Source organism: Salinigranum sp. (genome assembly GCF_041641895.1).
Classification (GTDB): domain Archaea; phylum Halobacteriota; class Halobacteria; order Halobacteriales; family Haloferacaceae; genus Salinigranum.
This window is the reverse complement of the sequence record NZ_JBEPXO010000019.1, coordinates 1-26,285: the sequence shown is the minus strand read 5'-3', so window position 1 is coordinate 26,285 and position 26,285 is coordinate 1. Positions and strand designations below refer to the sequence as shown.

The window sequence follows — 26,285 nt, the reverse complement described above, 5'->3', positions numbered from 1 at the left end:
CGGCTCTCGGCGGTGACGACATCGACCGAAGAGGAAGCATTAACGAAGGGTCGCCGCGTGGCCCGGATATGGAGTATCACGAGGCGGCGAACTTCCTCTTCGACCTGCGCCGGTTCCGGATGAAGCCCGGAATCGAGGCGGTCCGGGGCCTCCTCGAACACCTGGACGACCCTCACGACGACGTCGCGTTCGTTCAGGTCGCCGGGTCGAACGGGAAGGGGAGCACTGCCCGGATGGTCGCGTCTCTGCTCCGTGAGTCGGAGCTCTCCGTCGGCCTGTACACCTCTCCGCACCTCGACAGCCTCCGTGAGCGTGTCACCGTCGACGGACGCCGGATTCCGAAGCGGGCGGTCTGTGAGTTCGTCGAACGGGCGAGGCCGTATCTCGTCGACCGTGCCGCCGCGGGTGAGCCGCTCACGTTCTTCGAGACTCTGACCGCGCTCGCACTCTGGCAGTTCGACCGCGCCGACGTCGACGTCGCCGTCCTCGAGGTGGGCATGGGCGGTGAACTCGACGCGACGAGCGTCGTCGACCCGGTCGCGTCGGCGGTCACGAACGTGACGCTGGAACACACGCAGGTCCTCGGCGACACCGTCGAGGAGATTGCGACCACGAAGGCGGCTGTCGCCCCCGCGGACGGCCCGCTCGTGACTGCCGCGACGGGGGCCGCGCTGACGACCATCCGCGAACAGGTTCCGGAGGTCGTCCACGTCGGGGACGCAGGTGCGCACGACGGGGACGACGCCGACGGAGATCCCGACGTGACGACGACGTATCACGGGCACGGGCACGGGCACGGACAGGGGTCGACGCTCGAAGCGCGCGTGACCGTCGCGGGCGACGGCTGGCGCGTCGACTCGCCGCTCGCGCTCCTCGGAGCGCACCAGGCACAGAACGCGGGCGTCGCCGTCGTCCTCGCCCGACAGGTGGCCGACCGGTTCGGTGTCGACCTCACCGAACCGATGGTCGTCCGCGGTCTCAGGGGCGCGCACTGGCCGGGTCGGTTCGAGGTGCTGTCGCGCGACCCGCTCGTCGTGCTCGACGGCGCACACAACCCCGGGGCGTGCGAACAGGTGACGTCGGTCCTCGGGGGGTTCGACTACGACCGTCTCCACCTGGTGTTCGGCGCGATGCACGACAAGGACCACCGGGGGATGGTCGAGGCGCTCCCGACGCCTGACAGCGTGGTGACCTGTCGGCCGAACGTCGACCGGGCGGAGACGCCGGAGATACTCGCTCGCGTCTTCGAGTCGGCCGGTGCCGCCGACGTCACCGCCGGCGACACGGTCGCGTCGGCGGTCGAGACCGCTCGGCACCGTGCGGACCCGGAGGACTGCGTCCTCGTCACCGGGTCGCTCACCTGTGTCGGCGAGGCGCGGACGACCTGGACGCGACGAGTCGTCGAGAAACGGGTCCGGACGCCCGACGAGGCAGACGCGGTGTTCGCGCACGCGTCCGTCCCAGCCCCGGCGGCGCGAGAGGCACGCACCGACGCGGTCCACCGGGTGGTCGAGACGCGCGTCGCGCGTCGACAGGCGGCGGTCGTCCAGCGCGAGATGACCCGCGTCGGCGGCGACTGTGTCGTCTCCGGCCACGAGGCCGACGGCGAACTCGTCTCGCTCGTGGTGATGGGGACGCTCGCGGAGTTCTCGGTGCTCGTCGACGCGCTCGAGGACGCACCGTACGGTCTCGGCGACGTCCGAGAGCGCCTCCGTAGCCGACTCGACCTCGGTACCGGCGAGGCGTCGACCGAACCCACCGCCGGATCCGCCGACTACCCCTGGTCGGAGCGGACGGCGGTCATGGGCGTTCTCAACGTCACGCCGGACTCGTTCCACGACGGCGGCGAGTACCACGACGTCGACGACGCGGTCGACCAGGCCGAGGCGATGGTCGACGCCGGCGTCGACATCGTCGACGTCGGCGGCGAGTCGACGCGCCCCGGAGCGGAACCGGTGCCCGCGTCGGAGGAAATCGACCGGATCGTTCCCGTCATCGAGGCCATCGCGTCGCTCGACACGCTCGTCTCCGTCGACACCCGGAAGGCGGCCGTGGCGGAGGCGGCGCTCGATGCCGGCGCCGACATCATCAACGACGTGACCGGACTGGACGACCCCGAGATGCGCTTCCTCGTCGCCGAGCGCGACGCTCCGGTCGTCGTGATGCACTCCATCGACGCCCCCGTCGACCCCGAGAACGTCGTCGAGTACGACGACGTCGTCGGCGACGTCGTCGCCGAACTCACCGAGACGGTGCTCCGCGCGGAGTCGGCCGGCATCCCCCGCGAGAACGTCATCGTCGACCCCGGCATCGGCTTCGGCAAGCGCCCCGGGGAGAACTTCACGCTCATCGACCGCGTCGACGAGTTCCACGCGCTCGGCTGTCCGGTCCTCGTCGGCCACTCACACAAGTCGATGTTCGGGCTGGTGGGCTGTGACGCCGACGAGCGCGGCCCCGCGACTGTCGCGGCGACGGCCCTCGCCGCGGACCGCGGTGCCGACATCGTCCGCGTTCACGACGTCCCCGAGAACGTCGCCGCCGTCCGCGTCGCCCAGGCGATGCGGGAGCGGAGGGACGAGTCGTTCTGAGAGGGCGAACAGGCGACACCTTCGCTCGGGCAGGCGGCGTGTCGCCGGTTCGCGGAACGCCCGCCCACGGTCGTTACCGCACGCTCCTCGGTGGCCGCGGCATCGTAGTTGAACTCCCGCCCCCTTCCCCTCACCACCCACCCGGCGCGGGAACGGAGGCTTATGCGTGTCGGCCCCCTATGCGGTCGTGTGTGTACCCTTACGCTCGCGTGGCAGGCGTTCGCCGACGCGCCGGTGGTCGTCGCGGCGAACCGCGACGAGGCGCTGGACCGGCCGTCGGAGCCACCGACACGGCAGCACGGCTCTCGAGGGTTCGTCGCCCCCCGTGACCGCGAGGCGGGTGGGACGTGGGTCGGCGTGAACGACGCCGGCGTCTTCGTCGGCATCACGAACCGGTGGACAACCGTCGAGGGAGGCGGCGAGCGTTCCCGTGGGTTGCTCGTCCGCGATGCGCTGGGCGCGGCATCGGCCGAGGAGGCGGCTCGACTCGTCGAGCGTGCGGTCCGGGAGCACCGGTACGACGGCTTCAACCTCGTCCTCGCCGACGCGGGGGCGGCCGTCCTCCTCGAGTGGGACGGGCGACTCCGCGTTCGGAACCTCTCTCCCGGGGTCCACGTCGTGGTCAACGTCGGTGCCGACGGCGAGTTCTTCGAGCCGGAACGCCGCCCCGAGATGGGCCCCGAGCAGGGCGACAACGCCGCCCGCATCCAGGAGACGCTCTGGCCGGAACCCGGCGAACGCCACGACGCGTGGCTCGACCGTGCGAGGGAGGCCCTCGCCGACCACGACTACGGGGTCTGCGTCCACGAAGAGGGCCCCGAGGGGAACTTCGGCACTCGGTCGTCGTCGCTGGTGACGGTGTTCGACGACGGCCGCGTCGACTACCAGTTCGCGCCGGGGCCGCCGTGCGAGACTGCCTACGAGTCGGTCGACACGCAGGTGGACGGCCCCGCTGAGACCGGCGAAGGTCAAGTTTAAACCGTCCGCGGGTCGTCTTGGCTGTATGAGCGCGGCCGAAGCCGAGGCGGAACTCGCAGACGACGAGCGCCAGGCACTCGAACTCATCCGCGAGGAGGGTGGAATCCACCAGAGTGACTTCTGGAAGGCGCTGGACATCTCCTCACGCAAGGGGAGCCGCATCGCGGAGAAACTCGAGGGGCTCGGACTCATCCAGCGCTCCAGTACCGTCTACGACGGCCACAACACGTACTACCTCGAACCCGCTCCGCGCGACCTCGACTTCTCGCTGCTGATGGCGGGTGACCTCCTCTCCCCGTTCATCGGCGAGGAGGAGGTCAACCCGAACAGCGACGCCTTCTCGCAGTGGCTGATGAACCTCGCGTACGAAGAGTACGACCTCTGACCTGAGCGCCCGTCCCGCCGACGGACCGAACTGCCGGTCCCGACGGGACGGCACGAACTCGGCCCTCCCGTTTTGTCGTTCTGTCGTTCTGCTGTGACCGCGAAGGTCGCCGCCCGCGTCAGGCGTCTTCGTCGCCGTCCTCGCCCTCGTCTTCGCTGGGCAGGAGGTCGAGTTCGGCGAGGTGGCTCTCGACGTGGTCGTTCGAGAGTTCCTCGAAGACGGGTTCTTCGACGGGGACTTTCGCGACGTCGACGCCCTCGGGGGCGAGTTCGTCCTCGTTCGTCGAGGCGATGGCCTTCAGCGCGAGTTCGACGCCCTCGTCGAGCGAGAGGTCGTCGGTGTACGACTCCTCGAGGTACTCCTGGAGGTCACCCCGGTTCGCTCCGATGGAGACGGCCTTCCACTCGTAGGGCGTCCCCGACGGGTCCGTCTCGTACAGGCGGGGCGTTCCGCTCTCGACGCCCGCGATGAGGAGCGCGACGCCGAACGGCCGGGCCCCCCCGACCTGCGTGTACTGCTGGATGTGGTCGGTGATCTCCTTCGTGAGCGTCTCGATGCCGATGGGCTCCCCGTACCGGAGCTGGTTGATCTGTGCCTGACGGCGCGCGAAGTCGATGAGTTGGCGCGCGTCCGCGACGTGACCGGCCGACGCGATGCCGATGTGGTCGTCGGCCTTGTGAATCTTCTCGACGCTCGTCGGCTCCATCAGCGGCGAGCGCGAGCGCTTGTCGGCGGCGAGGACGACCCCCTCCGGTGTCCGGATGCCGACGCTCGCTGTCCCCCGCTTGACGGCCTCACGGGCGTACTCGACCTGATACAGACGGCCGTCAGGTGAGAAGATAGTGATTCCGCGGTCGTACGCCTGCTGTTGGGCTTGTCCCTGCATGATGTCGTGTTGCGTGTTAGTACCGTATCACTCGAAATCGAGTTCGGTCGCACCCGTGGAGCCGTCCGGGCCGGCCACGTCGACGACGGGTGGACGGGCGACGGCCGACCGGGCGTCTCCATCGACTACGACGGTTCTCTCCTCGGGATTTCCGGGTCCGCGATTTAAATACCTTTCCTCAGCGGCACGGACCGTCCCCGACACCCCCCGGACGCGGACGCCGAGCGGGCGCCCGTCGACGGTGTCGACACACGAGAGCACCGCGCGAGCGACGCCCACCTCCCCCCTCCGTGCCCGTACCAGTGTCTCGCCACGGCCCTGGTCGAACTCGAAGCCGAGGACGGTGAGGTCCGCGTCGGCGCTCGCGACGTCGCCGACGAGGTTCTGCGCCGCGTACCACACCTCGCGCTGGAACGCGCCCCGGGAGAGCGAGGTGTCGGTCCACCCCTCCAGTTCGACGGCGAGATAACGCCACCGCGGCCTGAGGTGCTTCGGGAGGTGGCGCATCGGCTCCTCACTCCTCCAGCGGGGCGTCGCGAGTACCGGCGCGCTCCCCGACGAGGACGCCCACCTGATCGTGGACGCGCTCGACGGCCGTCAGCGCGAAGCCACAGTCGGTGAAGATGTCGGCTAGCGTCCCGACCGTCGCGGGGTCGTCCACCTCCGGGGAGTAGAACGGTTCGTCGGAGTCGGCCTCGCCGAAGAACATCACGTCGCCCAGCACCAGCCGACGCGGACCGAGCGCGGCGATGACCTCCACCGCCTCGCGCTTCTCCTCGTCGGAGAGGTGGTGCAGCGCGAAGTTCGAGGTGACGACGTCTACCTCCCCGTCGACGTGGGGGTCGCGGAACTCGCCGTAGCCGAACTCGACGGTCTCGATTCCCCGCTCGCGTGCCTTCTCCGCCGCCCGCTCCAGCATCCCCTCGCTGATGTCGCGTCCGATGACCCGTTTCGCTCGGGGCGCGAGAGCGAGTGCGATGGCCCCCGTCCCGGTCCCCAGGTCGAGCACCACGTCCTCGGGCGTGGGCGCGGCGTGCTCGACGACGAGGTCACAGCAGGCGAGGTACTCCGGGGACGGGTCGTCGTCGTACGCCGCCGCCCTCTCCGAGAAGCGCGCGGCGTGTTCCTCAAGCGTCTTCTTCATACCGGCCACGTTCGACACCCGGGGCAATGAAAGAGTCGGAGAGCCGGTGCCGGTTCCGCTCGGCGAGGCGGCCCCACTCGCGGAGTCCCGCCCTCACCCCCTCGGCCTCGAACCCGAGCACCTCGCCGAGCGCGTCGAGTTCGCGTGGGGCCCGCAACTGGAGGTGCGACCGCGGCGTCGCGCTGACGACGTAGGGCGCGTCGTACGCCTCGACGAGTTCGCGAAGCTTCCGGAGTTTGCGCAGCGCCTTGACCCGCCGCCCGCCGTCGAGTCGGAGGACCGGTCCCAGGTCGAACTCGAGACGGACACCGTTGTCACGGGCGGCCTTCACGAGGACGTGGTTGACGTCCCCGTCGCCGTCGAAGGGGCGGGTGAGCACGTCGACCCGCTCCTGTTCCACGGCGAACCGGTTCAGCGCGTCCGTCCCGCCGCGGACGAGGAGCAGGGTCCGCGACCCCCGGTGTGCGCCGACGGCCCCCGCCGCCGACTCCGGGGTGTCGGCGACGACTTCGACGCCGTCGACGACGTCGGCCCCGAACCGCTCGCGGACCCGGTCGAGGTCACCCTCACCCACACCCTCGCCACCGGTGTCGCGAACGACGACGCCGTCGTAGCCGTAGCGGCCGGCGGTGTGAGCGTACCGGGCGACGGTGGTGTCGCCGCCGGGCGTGGCGTAGACGGCTTCGTACATGCTTCCGAGAACGACGCCGGTCGGTATCGGGCTTACGCTTCGCGCGTTTGGCCGAGCGTGAGAACGAACGCAGTGACCGACGCGATGGAGTTACTCGTCACGGGTGCCGCTGTCGAGGTAGTTCCCCGTCCGGTCGTGCGTCGACTCGGCCATCTCGACGAACTCGACGACGCGCTCGCCCTCCACCCGGCGGTCGCGTTCGACGTCGACCGTCAGTGACTGCGCAGGTGGTCGAGGAGCGCCCGTGGCCGCACCGTGGTGTACGGGCAGACGTAGCCGCTCCGGGTGAACGCCAGCGGCCCGTCGACGTCGACGATGCGGACGTCGAACCCGTCGAACTTCCCCTCGTCGACCACGTCGCGGTCGCCGAACACCGACTGGACGCCCGTTTCGAGCACGAGCACTCGCGGGACGCTCAGGGGAGCCCCGGACGACGGCGTCGGCACCCTCGAAGACCACGGTCTCCTGTTCGCCGCCGTGCCGTGCGTCCGTGAGCGCGTTGTACGTGCGGCCGTCCGCGGAGCGCGTCTCGGTCGTCTGTGGACCAGCACGGGTGCGTGACCGCGGCGAGCCGCTGGTGCCCGAAGACGCTCGTCTCGGCTCACGGCTGCGTGCGGAACGCGCCCGGCGGTCGAATCGGCACTAGAGAGGGTTCTCGTGACCGATTCGGGACGAACCGTCCCGGGTAATCACGCGAAAGTATAACTGCCGGCACAACGTGTCAGACTAGCCATGATAACACGGGGGGACAAAACTGTCCTGGTCGCCACGCTCGTTGCCGCGATGGTGTTCGGAAGCGTCGTGCCCGGAGCGACGCTCGCACTCGCGGGGAGCGACACGGACGACGACCGAGGAGGCGACCCGACGGAGGAGTTGCGCGCCGTCACGACAGGGACCGAACGGAGTGTGCTCGTCCCGGGTGAGCGGGTCGCGGCCGTCGAACCCGTCACCGGCTGTCGCGTCATCGACAGTCCCGGTCGGTACGAACTCCAGGCGGACATCGTCGATGGTCGCGCTCTCAACTGCATCGACATCCGGTCGTCCGACGTGATCTTCGACGGGAACGGACACACCATCGACGCCGTTCAGCTGTCCAACTTCGTCTCCTCTGGGATCGTCGCCAGGGACGGCTCGAACGTCACCGTCAAGGACGTCACCGTCACCGAATTCAAGGGTTCAGGCGTCGCCTTCTTCAGCACCGACGACACCGTCGTCAGTGACGTGCGGATCCGGGACGGCCCACTCTTCGTCAGCAACGCCAACGCGACGGTGCGCGCGGTGAACGTGGCGAACCCGAACGAACCGGACGGGTCGGGCGTCATCGTTCTCGGGTCGACGGTCACGCTCAGGGACGTCTCCGCGACCGACAACCGGTTCGGGTTCCGGTTCCTCCGTTCCGGCGGCCACACGCTCGTGAACGTCTCCGCAACCGACAGCAGTGAGGTTGCGTTCCGCTTCGACGACGCCGGCAACAACACGCTCGAGGACGTCTCCGCGGTCGACAGTGGCGGCCGAGGGTTCGAGTTCGTAGACTCCGGTGGCAACACGCTGCTGGACGTCTCGGTGAGCGACACCAGCGGTGAGGGCCTCTCATTCGAGCGATCCGGCGACAACACGATCACGGACCTGTCCGTCGAGCGCGTGGACGAGGTCGGAGTGGTGTTCTTCAACGACTCCGGCGGCAACACGTTGACTGATCTCTCCACGGTCGAAACCGGCTTCGAGGGACTCCTGTTCGCCGACTCCGGCGAGAACACGCTCACGGACGTCTCGGTGGCCGGAGCCGACCGCAACGGGATCGGGTTCATCCGGATTCACGCCGTCGACGGCTCCCCGAACAACACGCTCGTCGACGTCGAGATCACCGACAGTCGGATGCGAGGCCTGGTGCTCTCCCGCGCTGGAAGAACCACGCTCGAAGACGTCTCCGTGGTCGACAGCGGCGTCGGGCTGTTCGTCGGCGGGTCCGACGACGTCGTGATCGAAGACCTCTTCGTCGAGAACGCCAGCGTGGAAGAGGCAATCCGGATCGCATCGAGCAACAACACGACGGTCGCCGACGCACGCGTCCTCGGCGGCGAGTTTTTCGGACTACACGTCGTCGAATCCAGCGGTCTCCGTGTCACAGACCTCGAGGTCGAACGCACCGAGGGTGGGGTCGTCCTCTCGGATACGGTCGACGCGATACTGACTGACCTCTCGGTCGCAGACACTGACGGGAACGGGATCGAGGTCGACACGAGTACCGACGTCTCGGTCCGGGACACGACCGTCCTGCGGAGCGACGGCTGGGACCTCTCCCTGACGAACAGCGCCGACGAGCTGGTGGTCACGGATCTCACCACCGAGTCGGCGACGCTCTCGTTCGCGGGTCGCGACGTCGCGATTGCGGGCATCGATTCGCCCCCGACCGATCCCACGTCGCCCGAACGCACCAACGTGGGCGTCCACGTCAACGCGACGAGCACTGCTGCGAGCGGGTACCTCGACCTCACCGTCGCGTACGACGACGACGACGCCGACGCCGTAGACGTCGACGAGTCGACGCTCCGCCTGTGGCGGTTCGAGGACTCGGCGTGGTCGGCGGTCCCGGGGTCGACGGTCGACACGGCCGCCGACGAGGTGTCCGCGAACGTCACCGAGTTCAGCGTGCTCGCCCCGCTCGGCATCGAGGCGTCTGACGGTGACGACGGCGATGGCGACGACGGTGACGACGGCGGAGACGACGGCGAGACGAACGAGCCACCGGTGGCGGCGTTCGACGTCTCGACGAACACCACCGAGACTGGCACGGCTGTCTGGTTCGACGCCTCGGCCTCGGACGACCCCGACGGAATCGTCTTCCGGTACGAGTGGGACTTCGACGGCGACGGCCGGACCGACGCGACGCACGTGGTACCGCGGGCGAACCACACCTACGCGAGTGTGGGAACGTTCGACGTCTCGTTGACCGTCGTCGACGTCCTCGGCGACACCGACACGGCCACCCGAACAGTCAACGTGACGGAACCGGCAGACCCCGGTGACGGCTCGGGTGGCGACGCCACACCCACGGCGACGCCGACCCCCACTCCGACAGCCACGCCCACGCCGGTCGAGACTGCCACGCCGACCGCACCCGCGACGCCGTTCGGGGCGCCGATTCTCGTGGTGCTGTTGGCACTCCTCGCGCTCGTGGGCGCGGTGGTTCTCTTCCGGGCCCGACCGTGACGTCCTGAGGACCGCTGTCTCACCGGCAGCCCCCGGATCCCTGCCGGTGGCGACCTCTCGTCGGGGTCTGGGATCGGAACCCCCCCTCCGTCTGCGTACCCCTCGGGCAGACGTCGGCCGGTACGCGTCGACTGCCCGGACAGCGACACAAGAACTTACTCACTCCCTCCGGTCACCCGTCGCGGTCGGCGGCCCCAGGTCGCACGCTGCCGCGGGGCCGTGGAGTCGGCGTCGCTCTCGTCCGAGTCGACCCGGACGGAGGCGGACGACTGTATCCCTCACCGGCGAGACGGCAGATATCCCAGTGAACTGCCGCGCCAGCGGTTCGTCCTCGACACGTCGCTGTTCGTCACGGAGGTGATTCGACGCGAGAACGAGTCGCTGGAGCCGGCCGTCATCCGCCTGCTCGACCTGGTCGCGAGGCGCGGCTCGAACTCGACATCTCGTGTTACGTGCCGCCATCCATCCACGACGAACTCGCGGCGATGCTCCGCGACTGCGACGTGAGCGAGGGGGTGTTCTCGCAGCTAGACACGTGGGTCCTCAGGAAGAGCCCCGACCGTGACGGCGTCACCATCCCCGCCACCATCGTCTACGACTTCATCGAGGAGGTGAAAGACCCCGTGAACCGCGGCCTGCGCGTCTCCGAGGAGGCGCTCTGTGAGGTCCAGCAGCTCGATTCCGAGGCCCTCGCCAGCGACGACGGCGGCGATTACACGACCGGGGCCGACCGGGTGCTGTCGGACATGCGTGACAAGTACCGCTGGGCGCTCCGACAGGACGTCCTCGACTCCAGAGAGGACTTCGATCTGCTCGTCCTCGCGCGGAACTCGACGCCGGCGCCGTCACTACGGATCGCGGACCACGGCGCCGTCCCCGGCCGGACGGGTTCGACCGCCGGTACGTCCACGGCAGCCAGTTCCCGGCCGTGCAGGTGGCTGACCGTCGCGCGGCAGGAACCGCGGAGAAGCGCTCACGCGACCAGCCCGTCGAGCGTCCGCGCGAGCGCCTCGGCCGCCCGCTCGACCTCCCGAACGCGGACGTACTCCCGCTCGGCGTGTGCTACCGCGCCCTCGTCGTCCGCCAGTACGCCGGGCCCGAAGACGACCGTCGGTGCGGGCGCGAAGTACGACGCCTCCGTCGCCGCGGTGAACGGCCGGACCGCCCCCGACCCGCCCGCGGCCCGCGACGCCGCCGACAGGGTCCGGACGAGTTCGTGGTCCGGGTCGGTCGCGAACGCCTCTAGAAAGGGCGTGGGGCGGTCCGTGAGTGCGAACTCGACCCCAACCGCGTCCGGGACGGCCTCGCGGACCCGCGCCTCGAACGCGCTCCTGAACCCCTCGGCCGTCTCGGGCGGGACGCTCCGGCGGTCGAGGACGAGCGAGCACGCCGCCGGCACCTGGTTCGTCGCCGCGCCGCCCTCGACCACTGTCGGCGTGAGCGTCGCCGTCCCCAGGTCGGGATGGGCCTCCCGGTCGGCGTCGAACGCGCGGACGACGCCGAGGACCGCCTCCAGCGCGGCGACGGCGTTCACGCCCGAGTCGGGTTCGGCCGCGTGAGCCGCGACGCCCGCCAGCGAGAGCGTCCCCTGGAACCGGCCCTTCGCTGCGGTACAGACGTCGAGTCCGGTCGGTTCACCCACGACGTACAGGTCGCCGTCGAGGTCGAGTGCGGCCGCGCCCGTCGAGAGCACCTCCTCGTCGGGGGTGACCGCGAGGGTGACGCGAGCGTCGCCCGGTTCGACGGCGAGGAAGGCCGACAGGAGCGCGGCGAGCGGCCCCTTCGCGTCACACGACCCTCGCCCGCGGACGACGTCGCCGTCGCGCTCGTACGGGACGTGCGGGGGGACGGTGTCGATGTGCGTGTTGAGGACGACGTGTCGCGTGCACGCGTCCGGTGGTGGCCCTCTCGACGCGATGGTGTTGCCGGCGTCGTCCACGGTCACGTCGACGCCCCGGGAGTCGAGCGTCTCCACGAGGAACGAGCGCATCTCCGCGACGTCCTCGTCGGTGGAGTCGATTCGAACCGCGTCCGCGAGAAAGTCGACGGGGTCGAACGCCGCGCCGCTCACGGTTCGAGCGCCGGGACCGTCTCGAGTTCGCCCTCGAAGGCCCGTACGACGGGCCCCCGGAGCGTCGCCTCGTCACGGTCGGGGACGCGTATCGTCAGGTCGCCGCCCGGCGGCGAGACCCGGACCTCCTCGTCCCCGACGAGGCCCAGCCGCTTCGCGACGGCGACGACGGCGACGGCGCCCGTGCCACACGAGCGCGTCTCGCCCTCGACGCCGCGCTCGAACGTCCGCTGGCGGAACCCGTCCCCCTCCTCGGAGGCGACGGTGACGTTGGTCCCGCGCGGGAAGCGGTCCGCGTGTCTGATCGGTGGGGCGACGGTCTCGAGGTCGACCTCGTCCACGTCGTCGACGAACGCGACGGCGTGCGGGACGCCCGTGTTCACCGCCGTGACGGTGAGGCCCTCGACCGCCTCCTCGACGAGCGGGTCCTCGTCGGCGAGCGGGACGTCCCGTGGTTCGAACGAGGGGACGCCCATCTCTACCGTCACCTCGTCGCCGTCGAGGACGGCGCGGCGGGTCCCCGCGGGCGTGTCGATCATGACGACGTCGGCGTCGGTGCGGTTCCGCGCCCACGCCGCCGCACAGCGCGCGCCGTTGCCGCACATGGCGGCGACGGAGCCGTCCGGCTGGACGAGCGTCATGACGACCCGCGGCGGGTCGTAACTCGACTCCAGGGCGAGAAAGAGGACGCCGTCGGCGCCGACGGTCTCCGAATCGGAACCGGAGACGCCGGTCGTCCGGTCGCAGTAGGCGGTGGCGAAGGCGGGTCGGTTCGGTACGGGGTGGTCGGCGTCGACGACGACGAAGTCGTTGCCGGTGCCGTGGTACTTCTCGAACGGAATGGTGCGTTGGGGGGTCATCGTTCTAGCTCGGTCAGTGCCGCGAGGGGTTCGCGTCGGCGCGCGAGACGGGGGTCCGGGTCGAGGACGACTTCCGCGGGCCGCGGGCGGGAGTTGTACGTCGACGCCATCTCGTAGCCGTACGCGCCCGCGTTCCCGACGGCGAGGACGTCACCTCGCGCGGGAGCGGCGAGCGGTCTGTGCTCACACAGCACGTCGCTGGTCTCGCATATAGGTCCAGCGACGGTGACTGGTATTGCGTCCCGCGCGTCCTCGGCTGACAGGTTCTGGACGGCGTGGTACGCGTCGTACATCGCCGGGCGGAGCAGCGTCGTCATCCCGGCGTCGATACCAACGAGCGTCTCGTACTCCGCCGACTCCTTCACCGTGTTCACCGTCGCCAGCAGCACGCCCGCGTCGGCGACGACGTACCGCCCCGGCTCGACGGCGAGCTGGGCGTCGACGTCGCCGAGGGCCTCCCTGGTCGCCTCGGCGACGTTGGGGAGGTCGAGCGGTGGTTCGTCCTCCCGGTAGGGGACGCCGAAGCCCCCGCCGACGTCGACGAACTCCAGGTCGACGAACGCGGAGACGTCCCGGGCCAGGTCGCCCATCCGGCGGACGACCTCCCGGTGGGCGGAGAGGTCGTCGCCCGAGATCCCCGACCCCGCGTGGGCGTGGATGCCGACCACCTCGAAGTCGTCGCAGGCGTCGCGGACGACCGACGCGGCCTCCGAGTAGGGCACGCCGAACTTCGCGTGGCCGCCGGTCGTCACTTTCTCGTGGTGGCCCGCGCCGACGCCGGGGTTGACGCGGACGCAGAGTCGGCCGTCGAACCCCCGGTCGCGGAGGCGTTCGACGGTGTCGCGCGCACCGACGGTGATCGTCAGGCCGGGGTCGTTCTCCCACCGGCGGACGACGATGTCGAGGTCCCGGTCCGGGGGGTTGACCGCGGTGTACTGCACCTCGTCCCCGGCGGCACCGGCGGCGAACGCACGTTCGACCTCGCCGGCGGAGGCACACTCGATGGCGAGCCCCTCCGTTCTGACCGTCTCCAGCACTACCCGGCCGGTGTGAGCCTTCGCGGCGTAGCGGACGTCCGCGTCGGGGAACGCCTCGTGGAGGCGACGGCAGTTCTCGCGGACCCGTTCGAGGTCCATCACGTACAGCGGCGTCTCGTAGGTGGCGGCGAGGTCCGCTAACTCGTCGTCGTCCCACGCCGACAGCCGCCGGACCGGGCGGTTCTCGCCGTCGTCGGACGTCGCTCGTCCTTCGCCCTCGCCCGTCCTCATTCCCGCAGTGCCTCCTCCCGTCTCGTGGCGTCGCGGGTGTCGTCCTCGATGTCGAGGGCGACGACGGCGGGCTTGTACGCGCCCCCGGCGAAGAGGTCGTGGTCGCCGAGCGAGGACTCGACCATCCGGGTGAACGCCCGGCGCTCCGCGGGGAGGTGGCCGTAGACGACTTCCTCCTCGACGAGGTCGTACACGGGGATGCGCGGGGTGAGCAGCGTGTTTTCGCCGACGACGGTGTTCTCGCCGACGCGGAAGCCGCTCGTGACCCGACAGCCCGCACCAAGCGAGACGCCGTCCTCGAGGACGACCGGCGCGTCCTCGACAGGTTCGAGGACGCCGCCGACAAGCGTGTTTGCGCCGAGTTTGACGCCCTCACCGATCTGTGCGCAGGAGCCGACGGTGTCGCAGGAGTCGACCAGCGTCCCGTCGCCGACGTACGCGCCGACGTTGACGAACGACGGCGACATCATGATGCAGTCCTCGCCGAGATACGCGCCCCGGCGGACGACGGTCCCGTCGGGCGTGTTGCGCGTCCCCTTGCCGGCGAGGTCACCGGTGTCTCGGAGGGGCAGGACGTCGTGGTAGGTGACGTCGCCGTACTCGCGGGGGTAGGTCTCGCGCAGGCCGAAGTTCAGCAGGATGCCCTGCTTGACCCACTCGTTGGCCTCCCACGTCTCGACCGTCTCGCCGGTCTTCTCGGCCGCGCGGACCTCGCCCGCCTCCAGCGCGTCGAGGAACGCGTCGAGCGTCTCCATCTCCGTCGCGGTGGCCGACCCCGCGTCGATTTCGTCCGCGGTGTACTGGTTCCACAGGGCTTCGACGTCGGTCCGGAGTGTCATGCCTCTCTGTCACTCCCCATCGTTGATTACGGCACCGAAGTCGTACCACCCCGCCTCTCTCCCCGAGAGCCAGACCGCGGCGTCGAGCGCCCCGTCGGCGAAGACACCCCGGTCGAGCGCCGTGTGGGACAGCACGAGGTACTCGTGGTCCCCCCCGACGAGGACGTCGTGCTCGCCGGGGATGCCACCGGCGCGACGGGCGTGGACGCCGATTTCACCCGCCTCGCGGGGCTGGTCGCCCTCGCGGCCGTGGACGCGCGGGTGGTCGTCGCGGACCTCGTCGACGTCGCCAGACGACGTCTGGCGGGCCGACGAACGGATTTCGTCAATGTCCGAGAGGATGGTGTTCGCCGTCCCCGAGGGGGCGTCCCGCTTGCCGTTGTGGTGGGTCTCGGTGACCTCGACGTCGAAGTCCGGGAGCGCGGCGACGGCCTCGCGGACGGCCCGGCGCAGCGCGGCGATGCCGCGCGAGAAGTTCGACGCCTTCAGCACGGGGACGGACTCGCTGGCCCGACGGAGCGTCGTCGCCTCGTCGTCCGAGAAGCCCGTCGTCCCGACGACGGCCGCCACCTCGGCGTCCGCACAGGCGGCGACGTACTCGGCGCTGGCAGCGGGTGCGGTGAAGTCGACGAGGACGTCGACCTCGCTCTCGACGAGGAGTCGCGGCAGGGCGTCAGCGTCGGCGACGGGTACCCCGTCGACCTCGTGCTCCGCCGTGCTACTCACCGCGAGGACGAGGTCGAGGTCGGCACGCTCGCGCGCGAGTGCGAGTAGTTCCCGACCCATCCGGCCGGTCGCTCCCGTCACCGCGACTCGCGGGGCCTCGCTCACTGGTCGGCCTCCGCGGCGACCCGCTCCTGCTCGAGGTCGTCGAGGATGCGCTCCAGGTCCGCCACGTGTTCCTCGGAGAGCCTCGTCAGCGGCAGGCGAAGGTGGGGTGCGCTGTACCCGCGGATGCCCATCGCCTCCTTCACCGGGATGGGGTTGGTCTCGACAAACAGCTGTCGGAACAGCGGCGAGAGACGGTGGTGGAGTTCACGCGCCCGCTCGAAGTCGCCGTCGAGGGCGGCGTGGACCATCGCCACCGTCCGCTCGGGTTCGACGTTCGCCACGACGCTGATGGTGCCCGTCCCGCCGACCGAGATGGTGGGGAGCGTGAGGCCGTCGTCGCCGGAGAGGACCTGGAAGTCCTCGTCGCGGGTGCGCTCGACGACCTCCGATATCTGGTTCAGGTCGCCGCTCGCCGCCTTGTACCCCTGGATGTTCGGGTGAGAGGCGAGTTCGACGGCCGTGTCCGGGAGGATGTTCCGCCCCGTCCGCGAGGGGACGTTGTAGACGATCTGTGGCAGGTCGACCGCGTCCGCGATGGTCCGGTAGTGCTCGACGAAGCCGGCCGGTTCGGGCTTGTTGTAGTACGGCGAGATGAGGAGCAGGCCGTCCGCGCCCGCGTCGGCAGAGCGTCGCGAGAGGTCGAGTGCCTCGCGGGTGTTGTTCGACCCGGAGCCGGCGACGACGGGAACCTCGTCGCCGACCTCGCCCACGACGCACTCGACGACCTCGATGTGTTCGTCGTGGGTGAGCGTCGCCGACTCGCCCGTGGAGCCGACGGGGACGAGGCCGTCGACGCCGGCGTCGACGAGTCGTCGGGCGTCCGCGCGGAGGGTCTCGAAGTCGATACTGCCGTCCTCGTGGAACGGCGTGCACATCGCCGGGTACACGCCGCGGAATTCGTCTATCGTCATGTGGTTGTGGATGTGTGGTGGTGTCGGTGGTGGTGGACGTTCTCGAACCGGTCACTGTCGACCGTCTGAGGTCGCCCGAAACGGGGTCGCCACTCCCGCCACGAGCGTTAGAAGACGCGTTTCTTCGGTTTCGGCGACGTCGACCCACGCGGTGCTCCCGGCACTCCCGACAGGCCAGTCGCGTCGTACGGGGGTCGGTTCACGTGTGCATACACGCACGTTCCCCCTGTTATAGCTTGCGGGCCGCGCCGACGTGCGTCAACACGACCCACGACCGTACACGGAGAGCACACGGCGTTCGGGGAGACGCTCGCCACGCGCTCCATCCGGGCACTCGTCGCGCGAGAACGGAACACGCCGCCGACGTCTCCGGACGACCCGTTCGCCCACACGTCGGCGATTCGCCGGTGAAATCCGCGGTTAATCCGCGTAAATTCGGCGTCAACTCGCCGGAATCTCCGGTGAGCGAGTCCCCCGTTGAACTACGCTCGCTCCTACGCCCCGGGTACGATGAGACGAACGCTGTTCGGCACCACCGTGGTACTGTTCGTGCTCGCCGGCGTCGCCCTCGGCGCGGGCGTCGGCACTGGACAACCGCCCGGGGTCGGAGCGGGGGCGGGACAGGCACCCCCCGACGCCGGGCCGAACACGGGTGGCGGGAACGACCAGGGCCTCCTCGGCAGTCTGTCCGGCGGTGCGTTGGCACTCGTCGTGGGGACCGTCGACGTCGGGACGCACGCACTCCTGTGGGCGAGTCTCCTCGTCTTCGGCGGCGTCGCCCTGACGTGGGTGGTCACGACGTACGTGGTCGGCGGGGGGTACCGGACCCCCGCTCCCGCGTACGGCCCCGACGACGTCCAGGTCCGTATCCTGACGGTCGACGCCGAGTCGGTCGTCCAGGGGACGGTCGATTCGCTCCCCGACGCCCTCGTCGACCGCCACGTCGTCGCCGAGGAACCACTGGACGTCGACGGGGCGACGGTCCACGTCGTCCCCGACGACTTCGAGTGTGACGCCGTCCGGAAGGGCCGCGCCGTCGAGTGGGCCCGCCGGACCCTCGACTGTGACCGCGAGTTCGTCCTCTACCTCGACGAGGACAGCGTCCTCGAGTCGTTCGACGGCCTCCCCGAGGGTGACGTCGTCCAGCTCCGCGAGCGACCCCAGCAGACTGGGTCGGTCCTGAGCTACCTGGCCGACGTCTACCGGATGGGCGTCCAGTTCGAGCAGCGCGCGTTCGCGCGCCTCTCCATCCCGCTGTTCGCGTGGGGTGGCGGCATCGCCGTCCGGACGGACGTCGAGGAGGCGGTGACGTGGGACCGTGCCTCGCTCGTCGAGGACACCGCGTTCGTCTGGGCGGCCGCTCGGGGACGTGACCTCGACTTCGAACTCGCCGACGTGGTCTGTCGGAACCAGGCTCCGCCCTCGCTCACGGACGTCCTCCAGCAGCGGCGCCGATGGGCCGCCGGAAACCACGCGGAGGCGTCGCGACTGCCTCTGCACTACCGCCTCCTGACGCGGGTTCGGAACTACGCGTGGGCGCTCTCGCCCCTGTTCACGGCCGCTGTCGTCCCGCTGACGCTCGCCGGTGCCGTCGTCGTCGACGACTCGCTCTACCGGACGCTCTCCGTCGCGCTCGGCGCGCTGACGGCGTTCTGGTACGTCCGCGGGGCGCTCTGGTACCGCTCGTCGGACGGGTCGCGGGCGCTGGGTCTCCTCCTGGCACTGCCCCTCCTCCCGGTCGTCTCCGTAGTCCACTCCGCCGGGACGGTCTGGGGACTCCTCGACCCGCCCGAGCGGTTCCGCGTGACGACCAAGGCGACCTGACCGGTGTGCGGACCGACAACCGTTAGTCCGTGGGCCTCGCGTCGTTGTCCAATGACCGAGATCCACCCTCACCAGCGGGTCGCCGTGCTGGTCGACGCACAGAACCTCTACCACTCCGCACACAGCCTCTACTCGCGGAACATCGACTACTCCGGCCTCCTCGACAAGGCCGTCTCGGGCCGGGAACTGGTCCGTGCCATCGCCTACGTCATCCGCGCGGACTCACCCGACGAGGAGCGCTTCTTCGACGCCCTCGTCGACATCGGGTTCGAGACCAAAATCAAGGACATCAAGACGTTCGGCGACGGGTCGAAGAAGGCCGACTGGGACGTCGGGATGAGCCTCGACGCCGTCACCCTCGCCTCGCACGTCGACACGGTGGTCCTCTGCACCGGCGACGGCGACTTCTCGCGGCTCTGTTCGCACCTCCGCCACGAGGGGGTCCGCGTCGAAGTGATGGCGTTCAAAGAGTCCACGGCGGACGAACTCGTGGAGGCGACGGACGCGTTCTTGGACCTCTCGGAGCGACAGGACACCTTCCTCCTGTGACGGCTTCCCGGCGCTCGTGACGACTCGGTTCCGAGCGCGGACGGTGACGGCGGAGAACGGCCGACTCCGGACGCACTGACTACCGCGTCGCGTCGCGGCCCGCGCCGAACCGCGCGACGGCGGCGGCCGCACCGGCGACGGCGGCGACGACGAGGAGGACGGGGACACCCTGGGGTGCACCGCTCGCGGCGAAGAGGCCGCTGCTCGCCAGCAGGAGGCAGACACCGGCGAGGGCGAGTCTGAGGTTCATGTCCGACCAGGGGTAAGTCACGCATATATGGGTTTCTCTCTCGCTCCGGTGTGTCAACACGGGCAGCAGCGAAGCCGAAGGGTTTTGTCTCCGCCACGGCGAGGAGCGGCCATGACAGACGCGGACGAGCGTGACCTCGGACAGCTGCGGACCGTCGCCGACTACCAGTTCGGCCGCGGTGTGGGCGCCGCTTTTTTTCCGGGGATGGACGCGCTCCGCATCGACCGGACGTCGAGTGGGCGGCCCAGTCAGGTCCACGCGGCATCCGGGCGGGTAGTCACCTACGCCGTCGACGGGCGGTTCACGCTCGGTGTCGAGGGGGGCCGGCGTCTGCTCGACGCGCTCGACCCGCCCGCGTACCGCGTCGTCGTCGGCGAGGAGTCCGAACCGTTCGTCCGCGACGGCAAGAACGCCTTCGCGAAGTTCGTCCGCGACGCCGACCCACGCATCAGACCCGGCGACGAGGTGGCCGTCGTCGACGAGTCGGACGCACTGCTCGCGGTCGGCCGGGCCGAACTCTCCGCGGACGCGATGGCGGACTTCGAGACGGGGATGGCAGTGAAGGTGCGGTCGGGGCACGCCGACCCGGCCTGACCGGGACGAACGGAGCCTCCGACTCACGCCCGACCCCGTCGGTCCGAGACTTCTTACCCCAGTACGCGGCCACCCGCCCGTGATGCTGTGACTACGGCGTCGGGGCCTGCGCGGGTGTACGGCACGTCGTCCCGTCGACCGTCTCCCGTGCGTGCCGTCTGTCCGCCACCCCACTCCGACGGCGCTACAGGTACGGAGTCAGTCCGAGCGCCTCGACGAGTGGGACGCCCGCGACGAGCGAGCCGAGCAGGTAGCCACCGACGGCTCCGCCGTTGAGGAGGGGAAGTCCCGCGTGTGCGCGGCCCTTCGTGACTGCCCACATGAGGACGAAGAAGCCGAGGAACGTCCCGACCATCGCCGCCAGCGCCGGGACGTTCAGCGACGGGAGCGCGGCGAGGCCGAGCGAGGTGGCCGGTGAGAAGAACGCCGCGCTGGCGACCATCACCGTCGGCATGACGGCGTCGCCGAGCCCGATGAAGAAGGCGTCCCGGACCGACTCCTCTGCTCCGGTCTCGTCCCCCGCTCCGCTTTCGGTTCCACGCCCGCTCGCGACCTCGTCGTCTTCGCCGCCGACCGCCGCCTCCGTGTCGGCTACCGCGTCGCCGCCGTCGGCGGTCGCCTGCCCCTGGTCGTCTCCCTCGTGAACCTCGTTCGCCCCCGCGAAGTCCGTATCGAGGAGCGAGTACGACAGCGTGGTCGGGACCACGAGCACCACGGGGATGCGGAGGTCCATCACGCCTTCGGCGAGGTCGAGCATGTGCTCCGTGCCGTAGACGGAGATGGCGTCGTAGACGGCGAGGACGACGAGGAGTACTACCGCGGGGAGGACGCCGAAACTGATGCCGAAGAGCGCGGCCGCACCCGCGCCCATCAGGACGCCGGCGGTGTCGATGACGTACCACTCGGGGTACGCGAGGAGGGCGACGGCCACCGCGCCCGCGAGGACGACCGGGAGCAGTCCCGAGAGGACGGCGCCGAAGACGTACCACGCGAGGAGACCTGAGGTGAGAACGACCACGCCCCGCACGGCCCAGTCGAAGTCGTACTTGAACGCGGCGAGCATCAGCGCCGTGGCGACGAGGATGGCACCGATGTAGAGGAGGCTGTTCGTCGGGTCGGTCGGGTCTTCGACCTGCTGGTACCCCTCCGCGTAGAAGGTGGGAACGAGCGCCAGCGCTCCCAACTGGACGAGGAGAAAGAGGAGGGCGGCGAAGGCGACACCGCCGTAGACGCGTGGCTTCATGCCCCGACGTTTCGACGGGGAGGGCTTGGGCCTTTTCGTTCCCGGGCGCCCGGGGCGTCGCTACCGCGCGTACAGCTTCGAACCGACGAGCGACGCCGGCGAAGTTCCCTTCGTGGGCGTGATGGCGACGTACGGCCGGTCGACGGGGCCGAAGACGTCGACGACGCGACCCACCTTCGAGAGCGAGTCGTCGACGACGACGGTGCCGATGTCCGGCGGGTCGTCGTCGAGACGGACGATGGCGACCCCCTGAGCCGTTCGCGAGACGGTTCCGACGCGCTTCATCGGTTCGCTCCTCTCGCCGGCATCAGTCGCGGAGGATGTTGACGTAGGCGGCGACGGCCTGAACGAGGTCGTTCTTCGAGGCGTCGTCGGCCCCCTGTACCAGGACTCGTCCGCGCTGTTCGTACTCCCGCGCGTAGGTCTTGTCCCGTTCGATGACCGCGTCGTATCCGACCTGCTGGACGGCCTTTGCGAGTTCGTCGACGGTCGGCTCTTCGACCGCCTGATCCAGCGGAACCCGTCGCCCCTCCGACCGGGTCCGGTCGGCGTCGAAGTACGCGGGCCAGATGACGTTCTCGACCATACCCGTTGGAGGGAGACGCCGCGGTAATACGGTTGTGGTCCACGTGTCCCGACTGGCCACCCGGCGTCTCCCGCTTCGGTGCGCCGTCTCCGCGTCAGTGCCGTAGTGCAACACGTATTTATGTACTGCAAATGCGCTTGTGTTCACGAACATGGCGCGAGACGTGCGTGTCCGAGCAGTGGGCTGGTCGGCCGGCCTCGCAGTCGTCTGCGCCGTCGTGATGGTCCTCAGCGCCGGCATCGGACCCGTCCGCATCCCCGCGACGACCGTCGCGCAGGTGGTCCTCGACGCGCTCCCGGGCCTGGCGTTCGACGTCCCCCGCCAGGCGGCGGTCATCGTCCAGCAGGTCCGGATGCCGCGCATCGCACTCGCCGCCGTCGTGGGGTTCGCGCTCGCGACTGCCGGCGTCGTCATGCAGGGCTTCTTCAGGAACCCGATGGCCGACCCCTCCATCGTCGGCGTCTCCTCGGGCGCGGCCGTCGGCGCCGTCGCCTCGATCGCGCTGCCGGCGCTCCCGTTCGGCATCGGCCTGCAGGCTGCGGCCTTCGTGGGGGCCGTCCTCGCCGCCTTCGGCGTCTACGCCATCGCCACGGAGGGCGGGCGGACGCCCGTCGCGACCCTCCTGCTGGCGGGCGTGGCCGTCCAGACGTTCCTCGGTGCCGTCATCTCATACCTCCTCCTCCAGTCCGGCGAGGGCCTCAACCGCGCGGTGTTCTGGCTCATGGGCCACCTCCACGACGCGTCGTGGGGTGACGTCCAAGCGACGCTCCTCGTCCTGCCGCCGACGTTCGTCGTTCTACTCGTGTACGCGCAGGACCTCAACGTCCTCCTCCTGGGCGAGGAGGACGCCCACTCGCTCGGTATCGAGGTGGAGCGAACGAAACGCGTCCTCCTGGCGCTCGCGAGTCTCGTCACGGCCGCGGCCGTCGCCGTCTCCGGCGTCATCGGCTTCGTCGGACTGGTCGTGCCACACATGATGCGGCTCGTCGTCGGGCCCGACCACCGCGTCCTCCTCCCGGCCTCGGCGTTCGGCGGCGCGGCCTTCCTCGTCCTCACCGACACCGTCGCCCGCTCGGGCGCTGCGGAACTCCCCGTCGGAATCGTCACCGCGGCCGTCGGCGCACCCTTCTTCATCTACCTGCTCCGTTCGCGGGAGGTGCGCCGGCTGTGATTTCCGTCGACGACGTCGTCGTCCGCCTCGGAGACGAACGGGTGCTCGACGGCGTCTCGCTCTCGGTCGAAGAGGGTGACTTCGTCGGCCTCGTCGGGCCGAACGGTGCCGGTAAGACGACACTCCTGCGGACCATCAACGGGGCGCTCTCCCCGCGACGCGGCGTCGTCGAAGTCGCCGGCGAGGACATCCACGACCTCTCCTCCCGTGCGGCGAGTCGACTCGTCTCGACCGTTCCGCAGACGACCCAGCTCTCGTTCGACTTCACCGTCCGCGCGGCCGTCGAGATGGGGCGGACGCCGCACCGGTCGCGCTTCGGCACGTGGACCGAGCGCGACACGGAAGCGGTCGACCGTGCGCTGAACCGGACGGCTGTCGCGTCCCTCGAAGACCGGCCGGTGACGGACATCTCTGGCGGCGAGCGACAGCGGGTGCTCATCGCGCGCGCGCTCGCACAGACCACCCCCGTGATGCTGCTCGACGAACCGACGGCGAGCCTCGACATCAACCACCAGGTCCGGACGCTCGAACTCGTCCGTGACCTCGTTCAGGAGGGGAAGACCGCGCTCGCGGCTATCCACGACCTCAACCTCGCGGCCCACTACTGCGACCGACTGGTGTTGCTCTCGAACCACCGGGTGCTCGCCGCCGGCCCACCGGAGACGGTGTTGACCGAACCGCGCCTCCGTGAGGCGTTCGACACGAACGCCGTCGTCTCCAGACATCCGGTGACCGGGTCGGTCTACGTGACGGCGCTCCCCGACGTGGGCGTCGGCCCCGGCGGCGAGGCGGCCGGCCAGGTCCACGTCGTCGGCGGCGGTGGGAGCGCCGCACGCGTCCTCTACCTGCTCTCGGCGGCCGGCTACACCGTGACCGCCGGCGCGCTCAATGAGGGCGACACCGACGCCGAGACGGCCCGCCACCTCGGTGTCGACCTCGTCACCGTGCCCCCGTACGCGGGCGTCGACGAGTCGGCACGCGACGCCGTCGAGGAGTGGGTCGCAGCCGCGGACGTCGTCGTCGTCACCGACGTCGAAGTCGGCGAGGGGAACCTCCCGAACCTCGACGCCGCCGCCGCGGCCGACCGGGTCGTCCTGGTCGAAGAGCGACCGTTCGAGGCGCGCAACTTCGCCGGGGAGGCGGGGCGGTCGACGTACGAACGTCTGCGGGGTCGGTCGACTGTCGTCGGGGGAGGCGAGGTAGTCGGCGCCGTGCGGGCGGCGCTCGGTCAGCGGGGGGGCCTGCCCGACGCCTCCGGAACACCGACCGCCCCCGACGAGTCCGACGAACGCTCCCGTCCCTCGTTCTCTCACTTCTCCCCGTCGTCGCCGAACGAGTCGTAGAGCCGGTCACCGACGAGCGTCCCGACGACGCCGGGGAGGACGAGGAACGAGACGGCCAGCACGGTGACGAGGCCGAACCAGCGCGAGAACGGCGTGGTCGGCGGCCACAGGAGCGGCAGCGCCTCGGTCACGACGTCGCGGAAGACCACGACCGAGACGAGCGCCGCGACTGCCGAACAGCCGAGGCGGACGACGAGTCGGTCGCGCGAGGGGCCGGGTCGCGGCTGTGGAAACGGGTCGGTCACACCCTGCCGTTCTGTCGGGACTGGCAAAACGACGCCGTTCCCCGTCGCGGTCCGGTCCCCCACCGCTGTGTTCATTACCGTCCGAATCGTAATACGTACGACATATTTCATGAAACTCGCACTCGTCGGAATCGGCCAGGCCGGTGGCAAGGTGGTCGATGCCCTCCTCCGATACGACCGCTCGGGGCGGGCGGGCTTTGTCAGCGCCGCCCTCGCCGTGAACACCGCACGGGCCGACCTCGCCGGACTCGAACTCGTTCCCCCCGAGAAGCGCGTCCTCGTCGGCCAGTCGCGCGTGAAGGGCCACGGCGTCGGCGCCGACAACGAACTCGGCGCCGAGGTGATGGCCGAGGACGTCGGCGAGGTGCTCGCCGCGCTCGACGACGTCTCCTCGGCCGAAGTCGACGCCTTCCTGGTCGTCTCCGGCCTCGGCGGTGGCACCGGTTCCGGCGGAGCGCCCGTCCTCGCGCACGAACTGAAGCGGCTCTACACCGAACCGGTCTACGGTATCGGTATCCTGCCCGGCCGCGACGAGGGGGGCATCTACACGCTCAACGCCGCGCGGTCGTTCCAGACCTTCGTCCGAGAAGTGGACAACCTCCTCGTCTTCGACAACGACGCCTGGCGACACACGGGCGAGTCGGTCAAGGAGGGGTACGCCAGCCTCAACGAGGAACTCGCTCGGCGACTCGGGGTCCTCTTCTCCGCCGGCGAGGTGACCGGTGGACAGGTCGCCGAGAGCGTCGTCGACTCCTCGGAAATCATCAACACGCTCGCCGGCGGCGGCGTCTCCACCGTCGGCTACGCGGCGGCACCGGTGGACCGCAGGTCCGGCGGCTTCCTCTCGCGCTTCCGGTCCGCACCGACGGAGACGGACGACGGCGAGGCGATGAACCGGGTGTCGAGCCTCGTCCAGCGGGCGACGCTCGGCCGGCTCACCCTCCCCTGTGAGGTGGCCGGGACCGAACGCGCGCTGGTGGTGGTCAGCGGGCCGCCCGAGGCGCTCTCCCGCCGCGGCATCGAACGCGGGCGGAAGTGGCTCGAAGAAGAGACCGGCACGATGGAGATTCGCGGCGGCGACGCGCCCGTCGACTCCGACTTCGTCGCCGTCGTCGTCCTCCTCGCGGGCGTGACGTCGGTCCCGCGGATCAAGGAACTGCAGGCCGTCGCCATCGAAGCCCAGCGCGAGGGACAGGAGCGCGACGCGGGGAGCGCCGACAACCTCGCCTCCCTGCTCGACACCGACGAGGAACTCGACGCGCTGTTCTGACGCTGTCCCGACCCGTTTCGTGCGCCGAGGCTACCGGCCACGGTTTAGGCCGCCCAAAACCTATCGGCAAAATGACAATATTTATCGACCTCCTGGTGGTAGCCCCGCCCGATGGTCGAACTCGCGAACCTCACGTTCGTCTTCCTCGCCGGCCTCGTCACGGCGCTCGCGACGGGGCTCGGCGCACTCCCGTTCTTCTTCGTCGAGGACGTCGGCGACCGCTGGAACGTGGCGCTGTGGGGCATCGCCTCGGGCATCATGCTCTCTGCGTCGGTGTTCGGCCTCGTCCTCGAGGCGTTCGGGCCGGCCGTGACGCTCTCGCTCGACGGCCTCTCGGTCGGCCGGATTCCGCCTCGTCTCGTCGGCCTCCTCGCGGTAGGCCTGTCGACGGGTATCGTCCTCGTCGTCGTCGCCCACCGCGTCATCGACGACTACGAGGTGTCGCCGAAGCGGTACGAGGAGGCGGACTTCAAGAAACTGCTGCTCATCCTCGGCATCCTCACCGTCCACTCGTTCCCCGAGGGGGTCGCTGTCGGCGTCGCGTTCGC

28 protein-coding genes and 1 pseudogene are annotated in these 26,285 nt (G+C 70.0%); 13 read left to right on the top strand and 16 right to left on the bottom strand.

The features are described from left to right. Positions 1–68 precede the first annotated feature (68 nt). The 3 genes from folP (at position 69) to ACESK5_RS05995 (ending at position 3,951) form a co-directional block, all read left to right on the top strand. Positions 69–2,588 (top strand): dihydropteroate synthase, encoded by a 2,520-nt coding sequence (gene folP, locus ACESK5_RS06005; protein ID WP_372910644.1) that lies wholly within the window; start codon positions 69–71, stop codon positions 2,586–2,588. Between the two features lie 189 nt (positions 2,589–2,777). Beyond that, a complete protein-coding gene (locus ACESK5_RS06000; RefSeq protein WP_372910643.1) occupies positions 2,778–3,566 on the top strand; it encodes an NRDE family protein in 789 nt (262 codons plus the stop codon). A gap of 25 nt (positions 3,567–3,591) precedes the next feature. Continuing rightward, complete coding sequence (locus ACESK5_RS05995) at positions 3,592–3,951, top strand: helix-turn-helix transcriptional regulator (protein WP_372910642.1); 360 nt, start codon at positions 3,592–3,594, stop codon at positions 3,949–3,951. A gap of 118 nt (positions 3,952–4,069) precedes the next feature. On the opposite strand, the gene psmA is transcribed toward ACESK5_RS05995, so the two are convergent. Genes psmA through ACESK5_RS05975 form a run of 4 tightly spaced genes read right to left on the bottom strand, consistent with a single transcriptional unit; the run spans position 4,070 to position 6,672 of the window. Next, complete coding sequence (gene psmA / locus ACESK5_RS05990; RefSeq protein WP_372910641.1) at positions 4,070–4,837, bottom strand: archaeal proteasome endopeptidase complex subunit alpha; 768 nt, start codon at positions 4,835–4,837, stop codon at positions 4,070–4,072. Positions 4,838–4,864: 27 nt separating this feature from the next. Then, entirely contained in the window at positions 4,865–5,344 is a 480-nt protein-coding gene (locus ACESK5_RS05985) for an Rpp14/Pop5 family protein (RefSeq protein WP_372910640.1), read from the bottom strand. A 7-nt stretch (positions 5,345–5,351) separates the two neighbouring features. Next, positions 5,352–5,981, bottom strand: a complete 630-nt coding sequence (locus ACESK5_RS05980; RefSeq protein WP_372910639.1) for a class I SAM-dependent methyltransferase — start codon at positions 5,979–5,981, stop codon at positions 5,352–5,354. Continuing rightward, the gene (locus ACESK5_RS05975; protein WP_372910638.1) at positions 5,965–6,672 is read right to left on the bottom strand and encodes an RNase P subunit p30 family protein; all 708 of its coding nucleotides are present in this window, start codon (positions 6,670–6,672) and stop codon (positions 5,965–5,967) included. The genes ACESK5_RS05980 and ACESK5_RS05975 overlap by 17 nt, the downstream gene beginning before the upstream one ends. An 84-nt stretch (positions 6,673–6,756) precedes the next feature. On the opposite strand from ACESK5_RS05975, the gene ACESK5_RS05970 reads away from it, so the two are divergent. Further along, positions 6,757–6,891, top strand: a complete 135-nt coding sequence (locus ACESK5_RS05970; protein ID WP_372910637.1) for a hypothetical protein — start codon at positions 6,757–6,759, stop codon at positions 6,889–6,891. On the opposite strand, the gene ACESK5_RS05965 is transcribed toward ACESK5_RS05970, so the two are convergent. Then, positions 6,885–7,076: a hypothetical protein gene (locus tag ACESK5_RS05965; protein ID WP_372910636.1), complete on the bottom strand. Its 192-nt coding sequence runs from the start codon at positions 7,074–7,076 to the stop codon at positions 6,885–6,887. The genes ACESK5_RS05970 and ACESK5_RS05965 overlap by 7 nt on opposite strands. A 328-nt stretch (positions 7,077–7,404) precedes the next feature. Here ACESK5_RS05965 and ACESK5_RS05960 point away from each other — a divergent pair, with 328 nt between their 5' ends. Together ACESK5_RS05960 and ACESK5_RS05955 are read left to right on the top strand one after the other, a co-directional pair. After that, the gene (locus ACESK5_RS05960) at positions 7,405–9,882 is read left to right on the top strand and encodes a right-handed parallel beta-helix repeat-containing protein (protein ID WP_372910635.1); all 2,478 of its coding nucleotides are present in this window, start codon (positions 7,405–7,407) and stop codon (positions 9,880–9,882) included. Between the two features lie 273 nt (positions 9,883–10,155). Continuing rightward, positions 10,156–10,852, top strand: a pseudogene (locus tag ACESK5_RS05955) (RNA ligase partner protein); the annotation flags it as partial. Between the two features lie 3 nt (positions 10,853–10,855). Here the strand turns inward: ACESK5_RS05955 and ACESK5_RS05950 are convergent. From ACESK5_RS05950 to dapA, 6 genes are read right to left on the bottom strand one after another with little or no spacing between them, the layout of a single operon-like run. After that, positions 10,856–11,953, bottom strand: a complete 1,098-nt coding sequence (locus ACESK5_RS05950; protein WP_372910634.1) for a M20 family metallopeptidase — start codon at positions 11,951–11,953, stop codon at positions 10,856–10,858. Next, the gene (dapF, locus tag ACESK5_RS05945; protein ID WP_372910633.1) at positions 11,950–12,813 is read right to left on the bottom strand and encodes a diaminopimelate epimerase; all 864 of its coding nucleotides are present in this window, start codon (positions 12,811–12,813) and stop codon (positions 11,950–11,952) included. Before dapF ends, ACESK5_RS05950 begins: the two co-directional genes overlap by 4 nt. Further along, positions 12,810–14,081 (bottom strand): diaminopimelate decarboxylase, encoded by a 1,272-nt coding sequence (lysA, locus tag ACESK5_RS05940; protein WP_372910632.1) that lies wholly within the window; start codon positions 14,079–14,081, stop codon positions 12,810–12,812. Before lysA ends, dapF begins: the two co-directional genes overlap by 4 nt. Beyond that, on the bottom strand, positions 14,078–14,920 hold the full coding sequence (locus ACESK5_RS05935) for a 2,3,4,5-tetrahydropyridine-2,6-dicarboxylate N-succinyltransferase (RefSeq protein WP_372910631.1): 843 nt from the start codon (positions 14,918–14,920) through the stop codon (positions 14,078–14,080). The genes lysA and ACESK5_RS05935 overlap by 4 nt, the downstream gene beginning before the upstream one ends. Before the next feature lie 9 nt (positions 14,921–14,929). Further along, a complete protein-coding gene (dapB, locus tag ACESK5_RS05930; protein ID WP_372910630.1) occupies positions 14,930–15,751 on the bottom strand; it encodes a 4-hydroxy-tetrahydrodipicolinate reductase in 822 nt (273 codons plus the stop codon). Beyond that, positions 15,748–16,662 (bottom strand): 4-hydroxy-tetrahydrodipicolinate synthase, encoded by a 915-nt coding sequence (dapA, locus tag ACESK5_RS05925; protein WP_372910629.1) that lies wholly within the window; start codon positions 16,660–16,662, stop codon positions 15,748–15,750. The genes dapB and dapA overlap by 4 nt, the downstream gene beginning before the upstream one ends. Positions 16,663–17,172: 510 nt before the next feature. Between dapA and ACESK5_RS05920 the strand changes: the two genes are divergently transcribed. Together ACESK5_RS05920 and ACESK5_RS05915 are read left to right on the top strand one after the other, a co-directional pair. Continuing rightward, positions 17,173–18,486 carry a glycosyltransferase family 2 protein gene (locus tag ACESK5_RS05920; RefSeq protein ID WP_372910628.1) on the top strand — a complete coding sequence of 438 codons (1,314 nt, stop codon included), beginning with the start codon at positions 17,173–17,175 and terminating at the stop codon, positions 18,484–18,486. 51 nt (positions 18,487–18,537) lie between these two features. Next, positions 18,538–19,035, top strand: a complete 498-nt coding sequence (locus ACESK5_RS05915; protein ID WP_372910627.1) for an NYN domain-containing protein — start codon at positions 18,538–18,540, stop codon at positions 19,033–19,035. 79 nt (positions 19,036–19,114) lie between these two features. Here the strand turns inward: ACESK5_RS05915 and ACESK5_RS05910 are convergent, their stop codons facing one another. Beyond that, positions 19,115–19,285: a hypothetical protein gene (locus ACESK5_RS05910; protein WP_372910626.1), complete on the bottom strand. Its 171-nt coding sequence runs from the start codon at positions 19,283–19,285 to the stop codon at positions 19,115–19,117. Positions 19,286–19,396: 111 nt separating this feature from the next. Between ACESK5_RS05910 and ACESK5_RS05905 the strand changes: the two genes are divergently transcribed. After that, positions 19,397–19,879 carry a PUA domain-containing protein gene (locus ACESK5_RS05905; protein ID WP_372910625.1) on the top strand — a complete coding sequence of 161 codons (483 nt, stop codon included), beginning with the start codon at positions 19,397–19,399 and terminating at the stop codon, positions 19,877–19,879. A 184-nt stretch (positions 19,880–20,063) separates the two neighbouring features. On the opposite strand, the gene ACESK5_RS05900 is transcribed toward ACESK5_RS05905, so the two are convergent. From ACESK5_RS05900 to srp19, 3 genes are read right to left on the bottom strand one after another with little or no spacing between them, the layout of a single operon-like run. Next, on the bottom strand, positions 20,064–21,122 hold the full coding sequence (locus ACESK5_RS05900; protein WP_372910624.1) for a presenilin family intramembrane aspartyl protease PSH: 1,059 nt from the start codon (positions 21,120–21,122) through the stop codon (positions 20,064–20,066). A 60-nt stretch (positions 21,123–21,182) separates the two neighbouring features. Further along, the gene (locus ACESK5_RS05895; RefSeq protein ID WP_372910623.1) at positions 21,183–21,407 is read right to left on the bottom strand and encodes an H/ACA ribonucleoprotein complex subunit GAR1; all 225 of its coding nucleotides are present in this window, start codon (positions 21,405–21,407) and stop codon (positions 21,183–21,185) included. 22 nt (positions 21,408–21,429) lie between these two features. After that, positions 21,430–21,708 (bottom strand): signal recognition particle subunit SRP19, encoded by a 279-nt coding sequence (gene srp19 / locus ACESK5_RS05890; RefSeq protein ID WP_372910622.1) that lies wholly within the window; start codon positions 21,706–21,708, stop codon positions 21,430–21,432. Between the two features lie 151 nt (positions 21,709–21,859). On the opposite strand from srp19, the gene btuC reads away from it, so the two are divergent. Together btuC and ACESK5_RS05880 are read left to right on the top strand one after the other, a co-directional pair. Then, positions 21,860–22,879 (top strand): vitamin B12 ABC transporter permease BtuC, encoded by a 1,020-nt coding sequence (btuC, locus tag ACESK5_RS05885; RefSeq protein WP_372910621.1) that lies wholly within the window; start codon positions 21,860–21,862, stop codon positions 22,877–22,879. Next, positions 22,876–24,222, top strand: a complete 1,347-nt coding sequence (locus tag ACESK5_RS05880) for an ATP-binding cassette domain-containing protein (RefSeq protein ID WP_372910620.1) — start codon at positions 22,876–22,878, stop codon at positions 24,220–24,222. The genes btuC and ACESK5_RS05880 overlap by 4 nt, the downstream gene beginning before the upstream one ends. Here the strand turns inward: ACESK5_RS05880 and ACESK5_RS05875 are convergent. Beyond that, positions 24,189–24,467: a hypothetical protein gene (locus tag ACESK5_RS05875; protein ID WP_372910619.1), complete on the bottom strand. Its 279-nt coding sequence runs from the start codon at positions 24,465–24,467 to the stop codon at positions 24,189–24,191. The two genes, ACESK5_RS05880 and ACESK5_RS05875, sit on opposite strands and share 34 nt — an antisense overlap. A gap of 109 nt (positions 24,468–24,576) precedes the next feature. Here ACESK5_RS05875 and ACESK5_RS05870 point away from each other — a divergent pair, with 109 nt between their 5' ends. Together ACESK5_RS05870 and ACESK5_RS05865 are read left to right on the top strand one after the other, a co-directional pair. Continuing rightward, positions 24,577–25,737 (top strand): tubulin/FtsZ family protein, encoded by a 1,161-nt coding sequence (locus ACESK5_RS05870; RefSeq protein WP_372910618.1) that lies wholly within the window; start codon positions 24,577–24,579, stop codon positions 25,735–25,737. A 111-nt stretch (positions 25,738–25,848) separates the two neighbouring features. Beyond that, the coding region (locus ACESK5_RS05865; protein WP_372910617.1) for a ZIP family metal transporter at positions 25,849–26,285 on the top strand (437 nt) is incomplete at its 3' end.

Coding starts and splice junctions, on each gene's coding strand:
- folP (WP_372910644.1), top strand. CDS start 69: ATGGAGTATCACGAGGCGGCGAACTTCCTCTTCGACCTGCGCCGGTTC.
- ACESK5_RS05995 (WP_372910642.1), top strand. CDS start 3,592: ATGAGCGCGGCCGAAGCCGAGGCGGAACTCGCAGACGACGAGCGCCAG.
- psmA (WP_372910641.1), bottom strand. CDS start 4,837: ATGCAGGGACAAGCCCAACAGCAGGCGTACGACCGCGGAATCACTATC.
- ACESK5_RS05985 (WP_372910640.1), bottom strand. CDS start 5,344: ATGCGCCACCTCCCGAAGCACCTCAGGCCGCGGTGGCGTTATCTCGCC.
- ACESK5_RS05980 (WP_372910639.1), bottom strand. CDS start 5,981: ATGAAGAAGACGCTTGAGGAACACGCCGCGCGCTTCTCGGAGAGGGCG.
- ACESK5_RS05975 (WP_372910638.1), bottom strand. CDS start 6,672: ATGTACGAAGCCGTCTACGCCACGCCCGGCGGCGACACCACCGTCGCC.
- ACESK5_RS05970 (WP_372910637.1), top strand. CDS start 6,757: ATGGAGTTACTCGTCACGGGTGCCGCTGTCGAGGTAGTTCCCCGTCCG.
- ACESK5_RS05960 (WP_372910635.1), top strand. CDS start 7,405: ATGATAACACGGGGGGACAAAACTGTCCTGGTCGCCACGCTCGTTGCC.
- dapF (WP_372910633.1), bottom strand. CDS start 12,813: ATGACCCCCCAACGCACCATTCCGTTCGAGAAGTACCACGGCACCGGC.
- lysA (WP_372910632.1), bottom strand. CDS start 14,081: ATGAGGACGGGCGAGGGCGAAGGACGAGCGACGTCCGACGACGGCGAG.
- ACESK5_RS05935 (WP_372910631.1), bottom strand. CDS start 14,920: ATGACACTCCGGACCGACGTCGAAGCCCTGTGGAACCAGTACACCGCG.
- dapA (WP_372910629.1), bottom strand. CDS start 16,662: ATGACGATAGACGAATTCCGCGGCGTGTACCCGGCGATGTGCACGCCG.
- ACESK5_RS05920 (WP_372910628.1), top strand. CDS start 17,173: ATGAGACGAACGCTGTTCGGCACCACCGTGGTACTGTTCGTGCTCGCC.
- ACESK5_RS05915 (WP_372910627.1), top strand. CDS start 18,538: ATGACCGAGATCCACCCTCACCAGCGGGTCGCCGTGCTGGTCGACGCA.
- ACESK5_RS05910 (WP_372910626.1), bottom strand. CDS start 19,285: ATGAACCTCAGACTCGCCCTCGCCGGTGTCTGCCTCCTGCTGGCGAGC.
- ACESK5_RS05905 (WP_372910625.1), top strand. CDS start 19,397: ATGACAGACGCGGACGAGCGTGACCTCGGACAGCTGCGGACCGTCGCC.
- ACESK5_RS05900 (WP_372910624.1), bottom strand. CDS start 21,122: ATGAAGCCACGCGTCTACGGCGGTGTCGCCTTCGCCGCCCTCCTCTTT.
- ACESK5_RS05895 (WP_372910623.1), bottom strand. CDS start 21,407: ATGAAGCGCGTCGGAACCGTCTCGCGAACGGCTCAGGGGGTCGCCATC.
- srp19 (WP_372910622.1), bottom strand. CDS start 21,708: ATGGTCGAGAACGTCATCTGGCCCGCGTACTTCGACGCCGACCGGACC.
- btuC (WP_372910621.1), top strand. CDS start 21,860: ATGGCGCGAGACGTGCGTGTCCGAGCAGTGGGCTGGTCGGCCGGCCTC.
- ACESK5_RS05870 (WP_372910618.1), top strand. CDS start 24,577: ATGAAACTCGCACTCGTCGGAATCGGCCAGGCCGGTGGCAAGGTGGTC.